The organism is Acinetobacter sp. CAU_H_S170_2 (assembly GCF_058890445.1).
In genome coordinates, this window is the sequence record NZ_JBZYAE010000001.1 from 2,490,964 (window position 1) to 2,505,892 (window position 14,929).

Below are 14,929 nucleotides of genomic sequence, written 5' to 3' on the forward strand. Positions count from 1 at the left end.
CATTTATGGTTCACAGTAGAGCGATAGCGAACTAAAACTCTCACTTTTTTAATAAATTATGCTTTTAACGGTATAACAAAACGATAACTTATTTAAGCCAAGATAGAGTGCTGATTACACCGCTTAATGACCATCTGTCTTCATTCATCTATATTTAAAACTAAGGATTTTTGCTCTTAATATTTGATTCAACTTTTATATATTTTTTATAACACAGCACAATATTCCGCAACAATTATCATTGCTGCTGTAGACCATATTAATCATGTAAAAACAACAACTTGATCTTCTAAATAAAAATAATCGATAAATGATCTACGAAATATAATTTTGTATTATAAATACAGTAAAGAAAAAAGTGATACGAATCACAAAAAGGATTTATTTTTACGCTTAATTGAGTAAATTTTAACCAAATAATAAATTTTATATTTCAAATTATATATTTATATTTTTCATTAACTTAAGTTGAAAAAAAGTGTTTTTTTAGTGTAAAAACTCTATTGCGATCACTTTTTGAACTGATTAGTTATGTCTAGAGCATTTACTCTTATTTTAATTGTGCTATTTTTGTGACACGGAGTAACAAATGATTTCGGTTAACCGACTTCTCCAAAAGCCAAAAAACATAAACACAAAATGAGCAACAAACATTTGCATTTGCACCTCAAGGAAAGACGTAGAATGAAATTAAAGACATTAACGACAGCAATGATTTTAGCAACTGTACCAATGACGGGGGCATTTGCCGCTGCTCTAGATCGTTCAGGTCAGTCAATCTCTGCATTCTTGCAACCTGGTAATTACTTTGAAGCAGGTATTTCTGTATTAGATCCAGATGTATCTGGGAAGGCTATTTCAACTGCTGGTGGCGGCAATCTTTCTGACATGGGGGATGATTACTACTTCCCCTCAGCTGCTCTTAAATTACAAGTAACAGACCACTTCTCATTTGGTTTGATCTATGACCAACCATTTGGTGCTGATGCTGCATACTCAACAAGTGACCCACTTGTTGGTCTCAATACAGGTTTGTTACACTTAAACGGTGAAGCAACTGAAGTAGAAGTTGACACTCAAAGTTTGTCTATGATTTTTGGTTTCCAGCCAAATGAAAATTTCAACATTTATGCTGGTCCTGTTTATCAAACAATTAAAGGTAATGTTCAATTACGTGGTGCGGCATATGGTTCAGCTAACGGCCTTGGCTTATATAATGCTGATTTAGATGAAGATGGTGCAGTTGGCTGGTTAGCTGGCTTTGCTTATCAAATTCCTGAAATTGCTTTAAAAACATCTATCACTTATCGCTCTGAAATTGACCACAAAGCATCTGCTCGCGAATATGGTCAAAGTAACGTATTAGCATTTGTTGGCAGTAGCCCTGTTTACGATGTAGCAACAGATGCAAATATTACAACTCCCCAATCTGTTAACCTTGATTTCCAAACAGGGATCATGGCAAATACAGTTGCCTTTGCAAATGTACGTTGGGTGAATTGGAAAGACTTTTCTATTGACCTAAAACAATTCGGAACTGTTGCAGATACTCTAGGTGCGCTAGGCCAGACTCCAGACAACCCAAATGGCTTTGATATTGTTGGTTATACTGATGACCAATGGTCAGCAAACGTAGGTGTAGGCCGTAAATTTAATGATCTATGGGCAGGTAATGTCTCAGTAGGTTGGGATTCTGGTGCAGGTAATCCTATATCAACTCTTGGCCCAACTGAAGGTTACTGGAATGTTGGCTTAGGACTTCAATATAGTCCAACACCTGCAACCTTTATCGCTGGTGGTGTTAAATACTTCTGGTTAGGCGATGCAAAAGCGCAAGTCGCATCTAACTTTGGATCAGATACTTATGTTGCAGAATTTAATGACAATGATGCTTTAGCTTATGGCTTAAAAATCGGTTACAAGTTCTAATTACTAATACTGAAAAAACCATCTGCAAAGATGGTTTTTTCATTTTCAACAATGACACCTACGCTCTTTTTTATACACTTGTGATTCATTTGAGCAACAAATAAACACTTAAACATTTTGCATAATATTCAATCAGCCACTCAGCATCTAAAAATAAATCCATATAAATCATAAAATTAATATTTTTTTTTAGTGTTTTTACTCTACACAAGTATATTTTTTAACTTTTCAGTTCATTTTACAACCGTAGTTGAGCATTTACTCTTTTTGTATTTATGTTACTTTTCGTGCCAATCACTTACATAAAGCTACAACAAGGAATGTTCCCTATGAAGCTTACAGCTCTTCGCTCGGCTATTTTGCTCAGCTTAATCCCAACAACTTCTGTCATAGCTGGCGGTCTAGATCGATCTGGGCAATCAATGTCTGCTTTTTTTCAATCGGGCAACTATGCTGAAGCTGGTTTTACAGTAATTGATCCAACTGTAGAAGGTACCTCTACAGTTGTTAAAGATGAAAAAATCAGTGATATGGGAGGTGATTACTACTTCCCTTCTGCAGCGATTAAAATACAGCCAACCGATAATATTTCACTAGGATTATTATATGATCAGCCTTTCGGTGCTGATGCAACCTACTCATCAACAGCAGGTACATTTGGTAATGGTACGGAAGGAACTTCTGTTGAAGTTGATACTCATAATCTAACTGCGCTGATTGGTTACCAACCCAACCAAAACTGGAATTTTTATGCAGGCCCCGTATATCAAACAGTTGAAGGAAAAGTTTCATTACGTGGCGCCGCATACGGTGGTACTCGTCTATTAGGTGGCTACGACATAGATCTCAAAGAAGATGATGCTTTCGGTTGGATTGCAGGTGCCGCATACTCTATTCCTGAAATTGCACTTAGAGCTGCTATCACTTATCGCTCTGAAATTAAACATGAACTTGATACTTCAGAAACATTTGCCCTAGGTGCTGTTGTTCGTCCCAACTCAAACACAGAAGTTGTTACACCTCAGTCTGTAAACATTGATTTGCAATCAGGTGTCGCTAAAGATACCTTAGCTTTTGCAAATATTCGCTGGGTACATTGGGATCAATTTGCAGTTAAGCCAACATATTTAGCTGCTGCAACACAAGCTGCAAGAGGTAAAGCACAAAATCTAATCGACTATTCAGATGATCAGTGGTCTATTACAACAGGTCTTTCTCATAAGTTTAATGATAAATGGGCTGGTTCAGCTTCTGTTGGTTATGACTCTGGAGCAGGTAACCCTGTTACGACACTTGGCCCTGTAGAAGGAAACTGGAGTATTGGATTAGGCGCTCAATATAGCCCTGCACAAAGCTATTTCATTGCTGCTGGCGTACGTTACCTATGGTTAGGTGATGCAGATGCACAAACAGGTGGGAATGTTGTTGGTAGCTTTGAAGATAACAGCGCCCTTGCATATGGTATGAAAATTGGCTATCGCTTTTAATTAATCTATGTTAACTAACATTGAATTCAATGAAAAATGGCGCTAATTGCGCCATTTTTTATTATTTTAAAATCAATATATTAAGCAGGAATATCACGAACTGAAGCATTACGAATTGCCTCTTTTAAAGCTGCATAACCATGAATTGCAGGGAATTGTGGGAACTCTTTAATCACGTTTTCTGGTGCATCAAACAAAAAACCTTTATCCGCTTCACCCAGCATAGTGGTGTCATTATAAGAATCACCTGCGGCAATCACACGGTAATTTAGTCCATGCAATGCTTTAACTGCTTCACGTTTTTGGTCAGGTTGGCGCAGCTTATAGGTTGTAATCATACCCTTTTCATCAGTCTCTAACTTATGACAAAAAATCGTTGGCCAGCCCAGCTGTTTCATTAATGGGTGCGCAAACTCATAGAAAGTGTCTGACAAAATAATCAGCTGAAAATGTGTACGTAACCATTCAACAAATTCTTTTGCGCCTGGAAATGGGCCCATCTCAGCAATGACTTCTTGAATATCATTTAAGCCTAAACCATGTTCTTTTAATATATTCAAACGCTGCGTCATGAGCACATCATAATCAGGAATATCACGTGTGGTTGCTTCAAGCGCTTTAATGCCTGTTTTTTTAGCAAAGTTAATCCAAATCTCTGGAACTAACACCCCTTCTAGATCAAGGCAAACAACTTCCATGAATACTCCCTTTTATTTACGTGGAAAAATTTTGAACTATCATAGCTTAATATTTGTCTAATGCATTGCTGTTTTTTAAATCTATTTTTTTCATAAGCATTTATTTTTTAGTGATAAGTGGTTTATTTCAACTCTATTAAAATGCACAGCAAATAACGTAATATAGGTCTTGTTAGATTCCAAGCCTATTGCCAGGATACTTATGACAACCATTCCAACTATTGATCTTGTTGATGCTCTCGCAGCTGAATATGCAGACAAATCACCAAGTGAAATTTTAGCACTTGCACTGAATCAAACGGGTGAAATTGCCATCTCGTTTTCAGGTGCAGAAGATGTCGTACTTATTGATATGGCTGCTAACTTAGGTAAACCTTTTCGTGTCTTTAGCTTAGACACAGGACGTTTACATGCAGAAACCTATCAATTTATCGAAACTGTGCGTAAACACTACAACATTAATATCGAAATTTGCTTCCCAGAAGCAGATGCCGTTCAACAACTGATCAATGAAAAAGGTTTATTCAGCTTTTATCAAGATGATCATAAAGAGTGTTGTGGTATCCGTAAAGTTCAGCCTTTACGTAAAAAATTAGCGACTTTAGATGGTTGGATTACGGGTCAACGTAAAGACCAAAGCCCAGGCACACGAACTGAGATTCCAGTTATTCAAGCAGATGCAGGCTTTTCAGGCGAAGGCAAACAATTGATTAAATACAATCCTCTTGCCAACTGGTCCAGTGCCGATGTGTGGAGCTACATTCGCATGATGGAAGTGCCTTATAATCCATTGCATGAGCGCGGTTTTATTTCTATTGGCTGTGAACCATGTACGCGTCCAGTGTTACCAAACCAACATGAACGTGAAGGACGTTGGTGGTGGGAGGAAGCGACACACAAAGAATGTGGCCTACATGCAGGTAATTTGAAAAAGTAAAGATCAAAACCACTGCAAAGCAGTGGTTTTTTCGCAACCAATGGATACACACAAAGCGCTCCCATTGTTAAAAAAAATCGATATACTAGCTTTAAGTTCTATAATTCTAACAAGATTGCTCATATAGGAGCGGTCAGATATTGCAGTGAGGCAATCCAGACTATGCGTCCATTACATCCGATTGACTTTATTTTTTTATCACTTGAAAAACGCCAGCAACCCATGCATGTCGGTGGATTATTCTTATTCCAAATCCCGGAAAATGCACCTGCCAGCTTCATTCAAAATTTAGTTGCAGATATTCGTAACTCCAAATCCATTCCTATTCCTCCATTTAACAACAAACTCAACGGCTTATTTTGGGATGAAGATGAAGAGTTTGATCTTGATCACCATTTTCGTCATATCGCACTCCCACAACCGGGGCGTATTCTTGAACTGCTCACCTATATTTCACAGGAACACAGTAGTTTAATTGATCGCGCTAAACCGTTATGGACCTGTCATATTATTGAAGGGATTGAAGGGAATCGTTTTGCCATGTACTTCAAAATTCACCATGCGATGGTGGATGGTATTGCGGGTATGCGTTTGGTGGAAAAATCATTATCACAAGATCCAAATGCAAAGAGTATTGTACCACCTTGGTGTGTTGAAGGCCCTCGTGCGAAGCGTTTAAAAGAACCGAATGTTAGCCGCTTTAAGAAAATAATGAATGGCGTAATGGGCCAGCTTGGGTCAACACCACGTGTCATGTATGAGTTGTCACAAACAGTCATGAAAGATATGGGACGTAATCCTGATTATGTTTCAAGCTTTCAAGCACCCAGCTCTATTCTGAACCAACGGGTTAGCTCTTCGCGTCGTTTTGCAGCACAGTCTTTTGAGTTTGATCGCTTACGTCATATTTCTAAAAGTCTAGGGGTCACGATTAATGACATCGTACTGGCGATTTGTTCAGGTGCCCTACGTGAATATCTTTTGTCCCAAGACGCACTTCCTAAAAAGCCTTTAATTGCCATGGTACCTGCCTCGGTTCGTGATGATGATTCGTCTATGTCGAATCGTATCACCATGATTCTGGCAAATTTAGGCACGCATAAAGAAGATCCACTAGAGCGCCTCGCAATTGTTCGTCGTAGTGTGCAAAATGCCAAAGAAAAGTTCAAACGCATGAACTCAAACCAAATTTTGAACTATAGTGCGTTTGTTTATAGTGCTGCTGGTCTCAATATTGCCTCAGGCTTACTGCCTAAGCGCCAAGCATTTAATCTGGTAATTTCAAATGTTCCTGGCCCACGTGAACCATTGTATTGGAACGGGGCACGACTCGATGCGCTATACCCTGCCTCAATCATTTTAGATGGTCAGGCACTCAACATCACCATGACCAGTTATTTAGATAAACTTGAAGTTGGTTTGACGGCTTGTCGAAATGCGCTACCGAAGATGCAGAATCTACTCACACACTTAGAAGAAGAGATTCAACGCTTTGAGGCGATTGTGGGGATCGAAGACCCAAAGTTGCAAACGGTCAGTTGATGCCGCAAAAAAACGAATCAGAAATACAAGAATAATCAATAAAACTAAGGGGCTTCGATAAGCCCCTTAGTTTTTAATGCTACGACATTGTTTTAATAATTGATGACATGCAGTACGAATCATGGCAGTTGTAATTTGTACTTCTTTACCCTGATCATCCACGATATATGCATTATGCGTTACTTTCGTATCTAATAAATGTTTCAAACTAGGTTGAATAATTGCTTCTCTAACACCCATATCACACCTCATTTGCTAAACCTATTTGGGAGAATAAGCTTTGGCTATTTCCGTGTTTCTAGTATTAAAAATCTAAGATCGAAAGTAAAATTTCAGTTGTAACAACTATTTAACCATATATTGTTACAATTTCAGCTCAGAATGATATCGTATTGCTCTTGCGTATATAAATTTTCCACCTGAAATTTAATCACACGACCAATGAAATGCTCTAAATCAGCGACTGCTGGGGCTTCTGCAGTTAACAAACGGTCAATCACGGATGGATGCGCAACGACAGTAAAGCCAGTCTGAGATTGATACGCACGTGTATATCTCATGATTTCTCGAAAGATTTCGTAACATACAGACTCAGCTGTTTTCACATAACCCCGTCCCTGACAGGTCGGACAAGATTCACATAATAAGTGCTCTAATGATTCACGTGTACGTTTACGTGTCATTTCGACCAAACCTAGCTCAGAAACCTGTGTAATTTTGGTTTTTGCATGGTCTTGCTCAAGCATCCGTTCAAACTGAGTCATGACCTCAGTTCGATGCTCCTGCTCTTGCATGTCAATAAAGTCGATAATAATAATACCGCCTAAATTGCGTAGTCTCAGCTGGCGCGCAATGACCTGTGTCGCTTCCATATTGGTTTTAAACACGGTGTCTTCTAAAGAGCGACCACCCACATATGAGCCTGTATTAACATCAATAGTGGTCATAGCTTCAGTCTGGTCAATCATCAAATAACCACCAGACTTCAACGCAACACGCGTCTGCAGCGCTCTTTGAATGTCTTCTTCGACATTATACAAATCAAAAATTGGGCGCTCACCCGGATAATGAATAAGGCGTTCTTTGATATTCGGAACAAATTCTTCTACGAACTCTTGGAGCTTGCCATGTATTTCACGCGAGTCGACTGAAATTTTAGCGGTCTTTTCACTCGCAAGATCGCGAATAATTCGCTGGGGTAAAGGCAGTTCTTCAAAAATTAACGATGGCACCGCAATACTGATTTGCTTGCGCTGAATAAATTCCCAAAGTTTCGCCAAATAAGCCATGTCTTGCGCAATGGCAGCTTCCGCAATCCCATCAGCAGCTGTACGAACAATCACTGAACCCGGAAGTTTATGTTCCGCTTGAATACGCTCAATCATCGAACGTAAACGATCACGCTCAGCTTCAGACTCAATGCGTTGAGACACACCCGTATGATTGCCATAAGGCATCATCACTAAATAGCGCGAAGGAATGGAAAGATCAGTTGAAAGCCGAGCCCCTTTGGTGCCCAGCATATCTTTCATGACTTGAACAGTAAGAATTTGTCCTGGCTGTAAGAGCTCAAAAACATTCGGGGTGGGTTGATTACGTGACCAAACCATATCATTAATATGTAAAAAAGCAGTTCGTGACAGCCCGATATCGACAAAAGCAGCCTGCATTCCCGGAAGAACACGAACCACTTTACCTTTATAAATATTGCCCACTAAACCACGTTTCACCGTACGCTCAATAAATAATTCATTGACCGTGCCGTTTTCAATTAACGCGACGCGACATTCCATAGGCGTGACGTTAATTAATAACTCGTCAGACATAACAAACTCAAAACATTATAAAAAATCTTTTGAGACAGTTAATTTAGTGCCTTAACTGCCTGTAATAACTGTACCGTTTCATGTAACGGCAGCCCCACGACATTGCTATAGCTTCCCTCTATACGTGGAATATAACGTGCTGCAATGCCTTGTATAGCATAGGCTCCCGCCTTGCCAATGGGTTCAGATGTAGCCCAATATGCTTCCATATCATTCGGGCTCAAATGCTGAAATTCAACTTCAGTACGAACTACTATACTTGAAATTTGCGTATTTGTACGAACACAAACCGCAGTATATACATCATGCTTGCGCCCAGAAATTTTTCCCCACATTTCAAATGCATGCTGCTTAGATTCTGGTTTGCCTAAAATCTCTTGATCGACCCCTAAACTGGTATCGGCAGCAATCACAATTGCATCTGGGTATTGAAGCTGTACTGCCTCAGCTTTGGCACATGCCAGTCGCTCCACATAATGAGCTACCGACTCGCCTGCTTGTACAGACTCATCAATATCTGGACTATAGATATCAAATACTAGACTGAGCTGCTCAAGCAGCTCACGGCGACGGGGCGAACTGGATGCTAAAATTAAACGCGCCATTTCTTCAAGATGAAATAGACCATAGGGAAAGTCAGCACACTACTCAACAACGGTTGCCAATGACGTGCAAGAGAAAACTGTGCCCCGATCATAATTTGTGCGATCCAGGTAATAAACAAATGCGCGATCACAGCCAAGGTAGCGATGACCCAAATATTGGCAAAGGTCATAATTCGACGTTCCCGCGTTAAAAAACGGGACACAAATGTAATCAGGACAAAGCTGAGCGCGTTTAAGCCCAAAGGTGCATCAAGTAGTAAATCGGTGAAAATCCCGACTGCAAAGGCAAACCAAATCCCGCTCCATGTCGGCTGGCATAGCACCCAAAACAGCATCACCATCATCATAAACAGTGGACGCCAACCAGAGAGCGCATAAGACAAGGGATAAACCATCAACACTGAAGCAATGATCACCGAAAAAATGATCGGAAATAAGGGGTCACGCTGTTTGGCGGCACGAAGTTTAGCGATCGGCATGTGGTTGCTCCATCGCTAAAGAATCGGAAAATAACACAACGACATGATGCCCACCCGCTAACTGTGCAGCAGGAACAACATCAATTTGAGCAAACTCGCCTGAATTATGACGACTGATTTTTGAAATGGTGCCCACCAGATAACCTGCTGGAAAATGCTCACCTAAACCAGAGCTATACACTTTTTCACCCACTTTAATTTCGGCACTGGTCGGCACGTATTCCATTTTCAAATGACCCAAATCTCCAGTCCCTGAAACAATGGCACGCATTCCAGATCGCTCTAAGCGAACCGAAAGAGAATGTTCCTTATCTGAAAGCAACATGACGCGACTACTATGCGGATAGACATTAATAATCTGTCCCATAATACCTTTGTCATCGAGCACGGTTTGCCCGACCTTCAACTGACTGTTGGCACCACGGTTTACCACAATAATATGACGCAATGGATCGGCATCTGTCCCAATGACTTCTGCAATTTCCATACGACCATCAATGATCAACGGGGTATCTAACAGACCGCGTAAACGCGTATTTTCCGCAGATAATTCAGATAATTTTTGTAAACGCACCTGCGCCTGCAATAACTCGGCTTGCATCGCGGTATTTTCACGGCGCAATTGAGCTTCAGACTTGGTTTGTTGATTCAGCCACTCTCGCGATAACACGGGATAACTTGCTACGGCATAAATTGGATTATAAGCGGCGTACAAGACATCTCTTGCAGGTTGAATCACATGCGGCATGCGCCAGTTAAAAAACAGCACGACCAAGCATGTGATCACTGCAATGATAAATGAGCGAAAAGATGGCGGTTGTCTGGAAAACAGATTTGTTTGCACCCGCCGATTCCTTTATTAGCCTACAAATAACATGTCGTGATTTGGATTATCGAAGAATTCTAAAACTTTACCACCACCACGAGTGACGCAAGTTAGAGGATCTTCTGCAACCACCACAGGTAAGCCTGTTTCTTGCGCAAGAAGTTTATCGAGGTTACGCAGTAATGCACCACCACCTGTCAATACTATACCGCGCTCAGCGATGTCTGAAGACAGCTCAGGAGGCGTTTGCTCAAGTGCAGATTTCACAGCTGAAACAATACTTTGTAATGGATCAGAAATCGCTTGCGTGATTTCGTCCGAAGTCACAGTGATCGCACGTGGCACACCTTCAGCAAGGTTACGGCCGCGAACTTCAATTTCAAGTGTTTTAGAATCAGGTTCTGGTAAAGCCATACCCACTTCTTTCTTGATAATTTCAGCAGTGGTTTCACCAATCACGCAACCATGTGCTTTACGTACATAGTTAATGATTTGTTCATCAAATACATCACCACCAATACGTAGTGAGTCAGCATAGACACAACCTTGAAGCGAAATAATCGCAATTTCAGTTGTACCACCACCAACATCGACCACCATAGAGCCGCATGCTTGTTCAACTGGCATACCTGCACCAATTGCAGCAGCCATTGGTTCTTCAATCAAACGAACATCACGCGCGCCTGCATTAAATACAGCTTCACGAATAGCACGACGCTCAACCAAAGTTGATTTGCAAGGCACACACACCACAACACGAGGTGCAGGTGGGAACAGACGTTTTTCATGTACTTTACCAATAAATTGGTTCAGCATAGTTTCGGTCACTTCAAAATCGGCAATCACACCATCCTTCATTGGACGAATGGCAGAGATATTTGCAGGTGTACGGCCCAGCATTTGCTTTGCATCAAGACCTACCGCGGCAACGATTTTTTGTGAACCACTGTGACGAATCGCCACAACTGTCGGTTCATTTAATATAATGCCTCGTCCTGGTGCATAAATAAGTGTATTTGCTGTACCTAAATCAATGGCTAGATCGGGCGAAAACAAGCCAATTAGTCTTTTTAGAATCACGGAGACGTTCTCGATTAAACTTTATGTGGACGCAAGGTGGCAACTTTAACTAAATGTGATGATTTGAACAAGTCAATCGCTTATTATAACGCACGATATTTTGAAATTTTTTAATACTGACTCAGGTGATGTTATGTCTACATCGGATGCACAGCATTCTGCAGATTTAAATGCACAAACAGTTTCAGCAATCGCCAATCTTGCTCGATTGTCGCTAGATGATACGCAATCTGCTGAATATGCTCAAAGTCTAAATAAAATTTTAGGCATGATGGAAACCTTAAAAGGCATCGACACCGATGGTGTTGAGCCGCTTAAAAGCCCATTTGATCACCCACAACCCTTACGTGAAGATGTGGTTTCAGAAACCAATCATCGTGATGAATATCAAGCCATTGCACCGCAAGTGCAAGACGGTTTGTACCTAGTTCCTCGCGTGATTGAATAATTTCTATTCAGTTAAACCATTATTTTGTAAAAATTAACGTAAAGACATTTCTCATGACAGATTTACATCGCTTATCGATTCGTGAACTCTCTGAGGGTTTAGCTGGGGCTAAATTTTCATCTCGCGAACTGACTGAACATTATTTAAAGCGCATTGCAAAACTGGATACACAAGTTAAATCTTATGTAACCGTGACTGCAGAACAAGCGCTTGCACAAGCCGATGCTGCCGATGCTGCAATTAAAGCAGGCACAGCAACCGCATTGACAGGTGTGCCAATTGCACACAAAGACATTTTTTGCACCCAAGGCATTAAAACCACTGCGGGCTCAAAAATGTTGGATAACTTTATCTCTCCTTACGACGCTACCGTTGTAGCGAAAGGTAAAGCCGCTGGTCTAGTCACTTTAGGTAAAGTGAACATGGACGAATTTGCAATGGGTTCAACCTCTGAGAATTCATTCTACGGCGCTACAGCAAACCCTTGGAACTTAGGTCATGTACCAGGTGGTTCTTCAGGTGGTTCTGCGGCAGCGGTTGCAGCGGACCTTGCTCCATTTGCCACAGGTACAGACACAGGTGGTTCAATTCGCCAACCTGCATCGTTCTGTGGCTTAACGGGTCTTAAACCAAGTTATGGCCGTGTCTCGCGCTTCGGGATGATTGCGTATGCATCATCGCTGGATCAAGGCGGGCCAATGGCACGTTCGGCTGAAGACTGTGCCTACCTCATGAATGTGATGGCAGGCCATGACGCAAAAGACTCAACATCCGTTGAAAAAGACGTTGATGACTATGTGGCGAACCTAAACGGCACATCTGTTAAAGGTCTACGTATTGGTATTCCAAAGCAATACTTCAATGTCGCTGGTTTAGACGCAGACGTAAAAGCACGCGTTGAAGAATCATTGAAAAAATTGGAAGAGATGGGTGCGACTTTGGTTGAGATTGACCTCAACATGACTGAAGCTTATGTTCCAACCTATTACTTGATTGCGCCTGCTGAAGCGTCATCAAACTTGTCTCGTTACGATGGCGTGCGTTATGGCTACCGTGCAGAGAACCCTGTTGACCTGATGGACTTATACAAACGTTCACGTTCTGAAGGTTTTGGTGCAGAAGTGCAACGTCGTATCTTGATTGGTACATATGCGTTGTCTGCGGGTTACTACGATGCTTACTATGTCAAAGCACAAAAAGTCCGTCGTCTGATTCAACAAGACTTCTTAAAAGCGTTTGAATTGGTTGATGTGATTGCGGCACCTGCTGCACCAACCACGGCTTATAAAATTGGCGCGAACTTGTCCCCAGTTGAAATGTACTTGGGCGACATTTACACCATCGCGGTCAACCTTGCGGGACTTCCTGCGATTAATGCACCTGTTGGTTTTGACAAAGACAACTTACCTGTGGGCTTACAGCTGATTGGTAACTATTGGTCAGAATCTCAACTGTTGTCTGTGGTACATCAGTACCAACAAGCGACGGATTGGCATACGAAACGTGCGGCAATTGCTGAGGAGAATGCATAATGACTAAAAATGCTGCTAAACCAAAATCATTATTGATTGATGGTTGGGAAGTCGTTATTGGGATCGAGATTCACACTCAGCTTGCGACCCAATCTAAAATCTTCTCAGGTTCTTCGACTGAATTTGGTCAAGACCCAAACACCCAAGCCAGCCTCGTTGACTTGGCAATGCCGGGTGTACTACCTGTATTGAACAAAGAAGTGGTCGATTTAGCCATTCGCTTTGGTTTGGGTATTGATGCGTACATTGACCAAGCGTCTGTGTTTGCCCGTAAAAACTACTTCTACCCTGACTCTCCAAAAGGCTACCAAATCAGCCAGATGGATAACCCGATTGTGGGCTTGGGTCATATCGACATTCAACTTGAAGATGGTACGGTAAAGCGCATTGGCGTAACGCGTGCCCACCTTGAGGAAGATGCAGGTAAATCGATCCATGACCAGTTTGAAGGGATGTCAGGCATCGACTTAAACCGTGCAGGTACACCTTTGCTTGAAATCGTGTCTGAACCTGATATGCGTTCGGTTGAAGAAGCGGTGGCTTATATCAAATCGATTCACACTTTAGTGCGTTGGTTGGGTATTTCTGACGGTAACATGGCAGAAGGTTCATTCCGTGCAGACTGTAACGTGTCGTTACGTCGTCCGGGTCAACCGTTTGGTACACGTTGCGAGTTGAAAAACCTCAACTCATTCCGTTTCATTGAACAAGCGATCAATGTTGAAATTGAACGCCAAATGGAAATTTTGGAATGGGATGGCACGATTGACCAAGAAACGCGTCTATTCGACCCTGTGAAGATGGAAACACGTTCGATGCGTTCGAAAGAAGAAGCGAACGACTATCGCTACTTCCCAGACCCTGACTTGCTGCCTGTGATTATTTCAGATGCGCAAATTGAAACTGCTCGTGCTGCGTTGCCTGAGCTTCCTGCGGCACGTCGTGAGCGTTTCGTAGCGGACTTTGGTGTCACTGAGTACGATGCGCATGTCTTGACACTGACCCGTGAAATGTCAGACTTTTATGAAGTGGTTGTGGCTGCTGCTGGCGGCGCTGCACAAGGTAAAGTGTCTGCAAACTGGGTGATGGGCGAATTCTCAGGTGCTTTAAATAAAGCAGGCTTGGAACTCGCAGACTCTCCTGTTTCGGCTGAAAAACTGGGTGGCATGGTTGCGCGTATCGTGGATAACACCATTAGCGGCAAGATTGCGAAGCAAGTATTCGGCTTTATGTGGGATGAAGGCAAAACTGCGGACGAAATTATTGCGGAAAAAGGTTTGAAGCAGGAAACTGATACGGGTGCGATTGAAGCGATTATCAAAGACGTGCTTGCTGCCAATGAGAAGATGGTTGAAGAGTTTAAATCTGGTAAAGAGAAAGCTTTCAATGGTCTAGTGGGTCAAGTAATGAAAGCGTCTAAGGGTAAAGCTAACCCTGCGCAAGTAAATGAATTGATGAAGAAATTGATTGGTTGATTTATTCGCTAATTAGTTGATTTCATGTTATAAAAACCTCACAAATGTGGGGTTTTTTACGAGTA

At 41.6% G+C, this 14,929-nt stretch carries 14 protein-coding genes; 7 read left to right on the forward strand and 7 right to left on the reverse strand.

All coding sequences use genetic code 11. The features are described 5' to 3' along the window. The first annotated feature begins 684 nt into the window (after positions 1-684). The gene (locus AC5EUN_RS12295) at positions 685-1,929 is read left to right on the forward strand and encodes an OmpP1/FadL family transporter (RefSeq protein ID WP_010326172.1); all 1,245 of its coding nucleotides are present in this window, start codon (positions 685-687) and stop codon (positions 1,927-1,929) included. 329 nt (positions 1,930-2,258) lie between these two features. Further along, entirely contained in the window at positions 2,259-3,416 is a 1,158-nt protein-coding gene (locus tag AC5EUN_RS12300; protein WP_029574964.1) for an OmpP1/FadL family transporter, read from the forward strand. 80 nt (positions 3,417-3,496) lie between these two features. Here AC5EUN_RS12300 and thrH read toward each other — a convergent pair whose 3' ends face one another. Then, entirely contained in the window at positions 3,497-4,114 is a 618-nt protein-coding gene (gene thrH, locus AC5EUN_RS12305; RefSeq protein WP_005399989.1) for a bifunctional phosphoserine phosphatase/homoserine phosphotransferase ThrH, read from the reverse strand. Positions 4,115-4,316: 202 nt separating this feature from the next. Here thrH and AC5EUN_RS12310 point away from each other — a divergent pair, with 202 nt between their 5' ends. Together AC5EUN_RS12310 and AC5EUN_RS12315 are read left to right on the forward strand one after the other, a co-directional pair. After that, complete coding sequence (locus tag AC5EUN_RS12310) at positions 4,317-5,051, forward strand: phosphoadenylyl-sulfate reductase (protein ID WP_058869094.1); 735 nt, start codon at positions 4,317-4,319, stop codon at positions 5,049-5,051. A 162-nt stretch (positions 5,052-5,213) separates the two neighbouring features. Beyond that, entirely contained in the window at positions 5,214-6,593 is a 1,380-nt protein-coding gene (locus AC5EUN_RS12315; protein ID WP_058952193.1) for a WS/DGAT/MGAT family O-acyltransferase, read from the forward strand. A gap of 66 nt (positions 6,594-6,659) precedes the next feature. Here AC5EUN_RS12315 and AC5EUN_RS12320 read toward each other — a convergent pair whose 3' ends face one another. From AC5EUN_RS12320 to AC5EUN_RS12345, 6 genes are all read right to left on the reverse strand, one after another. Next, positions 6,660-6,833, reverse strand: a complete 174-nt coding sequence (locus AC5EUN_RS12320) for a PA1571 family protein (protein ID WP_004981331.1) — start codon at positions 6,831-6,833, stop codon at positions 6,660-6,662. Positions 6,834-6,964: 131 nt separating this feature from the next. After that, entirely contained in the window at positions 6,965-8,419 is a 1,455-nt protein-coding gene (gene rng / locus AC5EUN_RS12325) for a ribonuclease G (RefSeq protein WP_004981336.1), read from the reverse strand. Between the two features lie 38 nt (positions 8,420-8,457). Beyond that, positions 8,458-9,024, reverse strand: a complete 567-nt coding sequence (locus AC5EUN_RS12330; protein ID WP_058952195.1) for a Maf family nucleotide pyrophosphatase — start codon at positions 9,022-9,024, stop codon at positions 8,458-8,460. Continuing rightward, positions 9,012-9,503, reverse strand: a complete 492-nt coding sequence (gene mreD, locus AC5EUN_RS12335) for a rod shape-determining protein MreD (RefSeq protein WP_058952196.1) — start codon at positions 9,501-9,503, stop codon at positions 9,012-9,014. The genes AC5EUN_RS12330 and mreD overlap by 13 nt, the downstream gene beginning before the upstream one ends. Next, positions 9,490-10,347: a rod shape-determining protein MreC gene (gene mreC / locus AC5EUN_RS12340; RefSeq protein WP_004694667.1), complete on the reverse strand. Its 858-nt coding sequence runs from the start codon at positions 10,345-10,347 to the stop codon at positions 9,490-9,492. The genes mreD and mreC overlap by 14 nt, the downstream gene beginning before the upstream one ends. 15 nt (positions 10,348-10,362) lie before the next feature. Further along, the gene (locus AC5EUN_RS12345; RefSeq protein ID WP_087527717.1) at positions 10,363-11,409 is read right to left on the reverse strand and encodes a rod shape-determining protein; all 1,047 of its coding nucleotides are present in this window, start codon (positions 11,407-11,409) and stop codon (positions 10,363-10,365) included. Between the two features lie 133 nt (positions 11,410-11,542). Here AC5EUN_RS12345 and gatC point away from each other — a divergent pair, with 133 nt between their 5' ends. The 3 genes from gatC to gatB are packed head-to-tail and all read left to right on the forward strand — an operon-like array spanning position 11,543 to position 14,864. Beyond that, positions 11,543-11,857, forward strand: coding sequence for an Asp-tRNA(Asn)/Glu-tRNA(Gln) amidotransferase subunit GatC (gatC, locus tag AC5EUN_RS12350; RefSeq protein ID WP_004694671.1), 315 nt, complete (start codon positions 11,543-11,545; stop codon positions 11,855-11,857). Positions 11,858-11,910: 53 nt separating this feature from the next. Then, positions 11,911-13,389: an Asp-tRNA(Asn)/Glu-tRNA(Gln) amidotransferase subunit GatA gene (gatA, locus tag AC5EUN_RS12355; RefSeq protein WP_058952197.1), complete on the forward strand. Its 1,479-nt coding sequence runs from the start codon at positions 11,911-11,913 to the stop codon at positions 13,387-13,389. Then, positions 13,389-14,864, forward strand: a complete 1,476-nt coding sequence (gene gatB / locus AC5EUN_RS12360; RefSeq protein WP_058952198.1) for an Asp-tRNA(Asn)/Glu-tRNA(Gln) amidotransferase subunit GatB — start codon at positions 13,389-13,391, stop codon at positions 14,862-14,864. Before gatA ends, gatB begins: the two co-directional genes overlap by 1 nt. Positions 14,865-14,929: the final 65 nt, after the last annotated feature.